This window comes from Chitinophaga sp., from assembly GCF_036569185.1.
GTDB lineage: Bacteria > Bacteroidota > Bacteroidia > Chitinophagales > Chitinophagaceae > Chitinophaga.
The window spans coordinates 1-4989 of record NZ_DATCRD010000049.1 but is presented as its reverse complement, the minus strand read 5'-3'; the positions used below and the strand labels follow the sequence as shown (position 1 = coordinate 4989).

The 4989-nt window shown below is 49.9% G+C and carries 4 protein-coding genes; all 4 read right to left on the bottom strand.

Features of this window, described 5'->3' with window-relative positions; genetic code table 11:
- On the bottom strand, positions 1-2129 hold a 2129-nt coding region (locus VIM72_RS03635; protein ID WP_332001510.1), incomplete at its 3' end, for a secretion protein.
- A gap of 474 nt (positions 2130-2603) precedes the next feature.
- A complete protein-coding gene (locus VIM72_RS03630; RefSeq protein WP_332001509.1) occupies positions 2604-2960 on the bottom strand; it encodes a nuclear transport factor 2 family protein in 357 nt (118 codons plus the stop codon).
- 55 nt (positions 2961-3015) lie between these two features.
- Positions 3016-3612 carry an AraC family transcriptional regulator gene (locus VIM72_RS03625; protein WP_332001508.1) on the bottom strand — a complete coding sequence of 199 codons (597 nt, stop codon included), beginning with the start codon at positions 3610-3612 and terminating at the stop codon, positions 3016-3018.
- Between the two features lie 59 nt (positions 3613-3671).
- A partial coding sequence (locus VIM72_RS03620; protein WP_332001507.1) for an alpha/beta hydrolase-fold protein occupies positions 3672-4989 on the bottom strand: 1318 nt, incomplete at its 5' end.

The following is a 4989-nucleotide window of genomic DNA, read 5'->3' as shown; positions in this document are numbered from 1 at the left end:
TCATTCAGCCTGGTCCAGGTAGCACCCTGGTCTGTTGATCTGAAAAGACCTGTTACGCCGGAAACTGTTCCCCATATAAAAACAGTAGGATAGCTGGCTCCTGTTACCGCCTTTCCTATCCCGATCGTTTTACAATAAGTTACATTTGAAACATTCGTATAAGCTGCACCGTAGTTGGTTGAATATTTTAATCCATTACGGCCAAGCGGCACCCATACATGCCCTTCACGGCCTGGTACGGTCCTGATCAGGGCCGCTTCCCACGGATAATTTGCAGTGGAGGCGCCCGGCGTGCCTGCTAATGAAAAACTCACTCCTTTATTGGAGCTTCTCAGCAGCTGCCCGTTGTTTGGAATGTAGATATAAAAATAGTTTGCGTTCACCTGGTCGGCAACCGGAACAGCGTCTCCGAAGGATACACCGGAACAGGCAGACCAGCTGCCGCCGTTGTTGGTAGTATACCAGGTAGTGGTGGAACCGCCGGGACAATGCAGGATAGTACCTCCGTCAGCGCTGACAGCTACCTTCCCTCCTGTACCCTTATTGGTGGAAACACCTGTCCAGGTAGCACCTTTATCGTTCGAATAGTAAACAACATTTCCCCCGTTGGAAGCTCTTACTACTTTGTTTGTATTACCTGCAGCATAAGCAATGCTCTGATTGTTCCCATCTGTAGGAGAAAGTTTTTTTGACGGATAAGCCGTCAGCGGCTCATGCACAAAACCTGTTACATCTCCAAAGGAAGAAATAAACGACCCTCCCGGAATGCTTACCCCGTCAAGCAATGCTGTTTCTTCAAGCCCGATCACATCGTATTTCCATGAAGGATTTGCGGCGGTAATATCGGAACAGGTATATACGCCGCCGCCGCCAATTACCCGTACTTTTGAAAGATTGGACTGGTCAAACTCAATACAGTCCATCCAGTTAACCGCGCCTCCCACGGTCCATCCCATGCCGTTACTATCATAGGTGGCGTTTGTGCCGTTCTTAAGCGTCCAGCTGGAACCGCCATCGGTAGAGAGGAAAACAAAATCGCCCCAGCCGGTACCGAACTGGTTGTTCCAATACATGCCACAGGAAGAAACTATTACCCGGTTAACATTCGTCGGGTCAATACTTACACCTCCGTATGAATAATCCTTTGAAGAAACGGGGGTAACGTTTGTCCACGCACCGGTAGCTGTGTTAAGCTTATACAGCTTTCCATCTCCGTTGCTGGATTGCGGACCTGCATCGTCCGAATAGGTAACATACATGGTAGTTCCCTGCAGCGCTGCGCGGTGCGGCATAAAGCTGGTGGTTGCGGAAATGGCGGTAAAGGTGGCGCCTCCATCCGTGCTCTTATAAATATTCGCGCTGCCGGTGCGGGAAACGCCTATGTACATGGTTTGCGTTGCCCCGCCTACTACGGCGCTGGAAGGATCATAAACCACAAAACAGATCCCGTTCTCATTGGGCGTAGTGGTTACACCATTCCAGGCAAGGTTCCAGGTAACGCCGGCATCTGTACTTTTCCACAGGCCGTTGGCCCGGGTGCCGCAGAATAATATGTTACTGTTTTTGGGATCAACTGCAAGCCGTTCTCCGTTCCCGCGTCCGTTCCCGTTTCCATGCGCTTTAAATTTAGCCGTAACATCGGTATAGGTGAAAGTATTTCCTTTGTCCGTGGATTTCAGGATAGCCGTTCTTCCGTTGTTGATATAAGAGGTGCCGCAGAGCATATAAACGTTATTGGCGTTCTGCGGGTCCAGCGCCAATGCTTCCACGCCAATAAATCCATTTTCCGATTCGTTAAGCCAGTCCAGCAGCTGGATCCATTTATTGTTCGCCGCATCCCAGCGGTAAGCGCCGCCTACATCCGTTCGGCAATACCGGTCGCCGGATGTTTTGTGGGTAACAATACCCGTAACAAATCCGCCGCCGCCAATCGGCGCATTCTTCCAGACATAGCCGGTGCCCTGCGCCTTTACTTTATAGCCCTGAAACACAATACTTAGGAGCAGCAGACTGAGAAAGGCAAACGTTTTTTGCCTGAACTGCGGGAATACCCGCGCAGAAGTAAAAGATCTGAAGACAAAAGGCAGCATGCCCTTTTGTTTAAATGGTGCCGGTAACTTTGTTTTCATAAAGGTTTATGGTTTAGGTGAAATTGTGTGGAGAAAATTGGCAAAACGATACGCGCCACCCTTTGTGCATGTGACGAGAGCTCTGACAACATGACATCACACCGGGATGGCCCCTGGAAGTTGAGTGGCAGCAAACGTATTTTCATAACGGGAATCGTTCTCTTAACTGATGTTGTAAAACTACTCAGCTATTCCCTGAGAGGGGTTCTCAAATGTTGCAGATCATGGCAGGAAATGTTTCAAATGCTGGTTTCTATAGGGGATTTGCGGGGTTAAGCTTCATTGGAAGGCCCTTTTTAAAATACGGGCATATGGTGACGGCGGCCATGGAGTTTTGTTTCCGTCTGATCTTAACTGCTACTCTGTCAGGCTCAATTTGCCTGCCGGGTATAAACATACCGGTACCGGATACACGGGCAAAGGCCGGAGCGCGGGGGCTTCCCTATGGCTTACCCCCGGCCTGCGGCAATGCTTTTAATTGTAATGCCCCATTGCCTGGAACACCTTCCCATCTTCATTGAACACAAAAAATTCCGCCGCTTTCTTACCCTTCACACTGGTGTAATAAATGATCACGGTATTCATGCATGATAAAACTTCGTGCAGGTCGAAATGAAGGTCAGGGTAGTTCACCATTGCCTTTTCCCAGTAATTCCGCACGTTTGCCTTTCCTTTCAGACGGCCATCCGGGCTGATGCCCATCTGCTGTATAAAGGGACTGCTCATTTCAAAGTCTTCCGTATAATGCGCCAGTACCGCATCCAGGTCGTGCGCGTTCCATGCGGCCACCCATTCGTCCGCAAATTGCAAGGCTTGTTCACGTGAGATCATATGCTTTTTTTTGTAAAGGTAGGATGCTGAAATATGAGGGAATAGGACAAAAAGGTCAAATTGCTGCCTGCCCCGGTGTATGGCCAAAGGCCTGCCTGTACCTGCGGATAAAGTAGGATACGTCTTCAAACCCGCTGCTATAGCAGGCTTCCTTCACGGATACACGCTTGTGCTGCAGCAGGTATTTTGCCTGCTGTAAGCGTTTTTCGATCATCCATTGGCCGGGACTACAGCCCACCTCCCTTTTGAACCAGCGTTTAAAAGTGCTCAGGCTCATGTTGTGCATACCGGCGTAATATTGCAGCTGCATACGGTCTGCAATGTGGCAGGCCATAGGACTGAGCAAGGTATCTGCATCGCCCAGCAGCAGGTTCAGGCTTACGAAAGGTTCCCGCTTCACGCGGATATCAGAATATAAAATGGAATTTTTCGGAACCAGAAGCGTATCACCGGCTTTCATGTCATAGCATTCGCCGTTCAGGAAAACCACTTTCCGGCCTTCGCGTACATAGGTAAGCGTGGTGTAAGGTATGAAGAACGCATCTTCGGAAGAGCGGCGGTACTGGCAGAAGGCCATTTTCATGGCGCCATCCGCATACAGCAGCTCTACCTTTGCCTTGCGCTGGTTGAAATTTTCATACAGCCGGATCATAGGCCCCAAATTACAAAGTCTTCCTGTTTTTGTAACAAAAAGCTATGCTCCCCCAATATTTATTTAAAAAGCAGCTGCGCAAAATTGAACAGGTTATTCCGCCATACGGGCCAGGTATGGCCGCCGGGGTATTCGCTGTAAGTGTGCTTAATATCCAGCTCATCCAGCCTGTTAAGCATCAGCTGGCAGTTCCGGTAGGCAATATCTTCTTTCCCGCCCATGGAGATCCACAGCGCTTTCAGGTTGCTGTTGATCCTGTCCTTGTTGGTTTTCATAAAATCGTACTGGGCCTCTGCAATATCAGCCTGCCGGGCCTGGATCCAGCCGGAGCTGAATACGCCCAGGTAGGAAAACAGATCCGTGTTCTTAATACCGGTATAAAGCGTATGAATGCCGCCCATGGATAAACCGGCTAATGCCCGGTGGCCTGCGCCGGTTTCAGCACGATAACTTTTTTCCACCAGGGGAATAATAATATCCTTCAGCTCCGATTCAAATGCCTTCAGCACAGATTCATCAAAACCAGCGCCACCCATATTTGCATCGGGCATAACGACCAGCATGGGCTGCGCTTTTTTTGAAGCGATCAGGTTATCCAGGATCAGGTCCGTTTTGCCTTGTGTGGCCCAGCCGCTTTCGTCTTCCCCGCCCCCGTGCAAAATATAAAGCACGGGATACTTTTCGTTGATAGCTGCATCATAACCGGGCGGGGTATAGATATAAAGCTGCCGCCATGAACCGGTAACCTTTGAGAAATATTTCCGGATCCGGATATCGCCATGCGGCACATCCCTTAATGCATAATAGCCGCCGCCGGCAAAGGGTATTTCAATACCGCTGGCCATTCTGCCCATACCATAAAAAGTTTCACTGGCGGGGTCCGCAACGGCTACACCGTCTATCAGCAGGGAATAATAATGAAATCCTTCACCAATAGAATCTGTTGTTGCGATCCAATAACCACCGGTGTCCTTTACCATATCGTACTTGCGGCCCAGGTCAACCTGCACCTTCTGCGCTTCCGGCGCCTTAACGCGGAAAATAACGCGATGGTCGGCGAGGATCTGCGGGTACTTTGCATTACGCACATTGGTTGCGGCAGGCGCGCCCACCACGGGATATTTTGAGAAGGTGGCACTATCCACCGGTTTAAAGATCAGCTGGGAGAACATGTACAGTCCGTTCTTCCACACTTTGAAATCGTGCACGCCCGGCTCAATGTAATAGATATGCGGTACATTGTTCTTTTGCAGGTAATCATGGGTGCGTTTGCTGAAAGAAACCAATCCATCACTGGCGCCGCAGGAGATCCACAGCAGCTTTATCTTTTGCCTTGCTTCCGCGGGATCGGGCACCAGCTGTTCCGGTGTTTTAGTG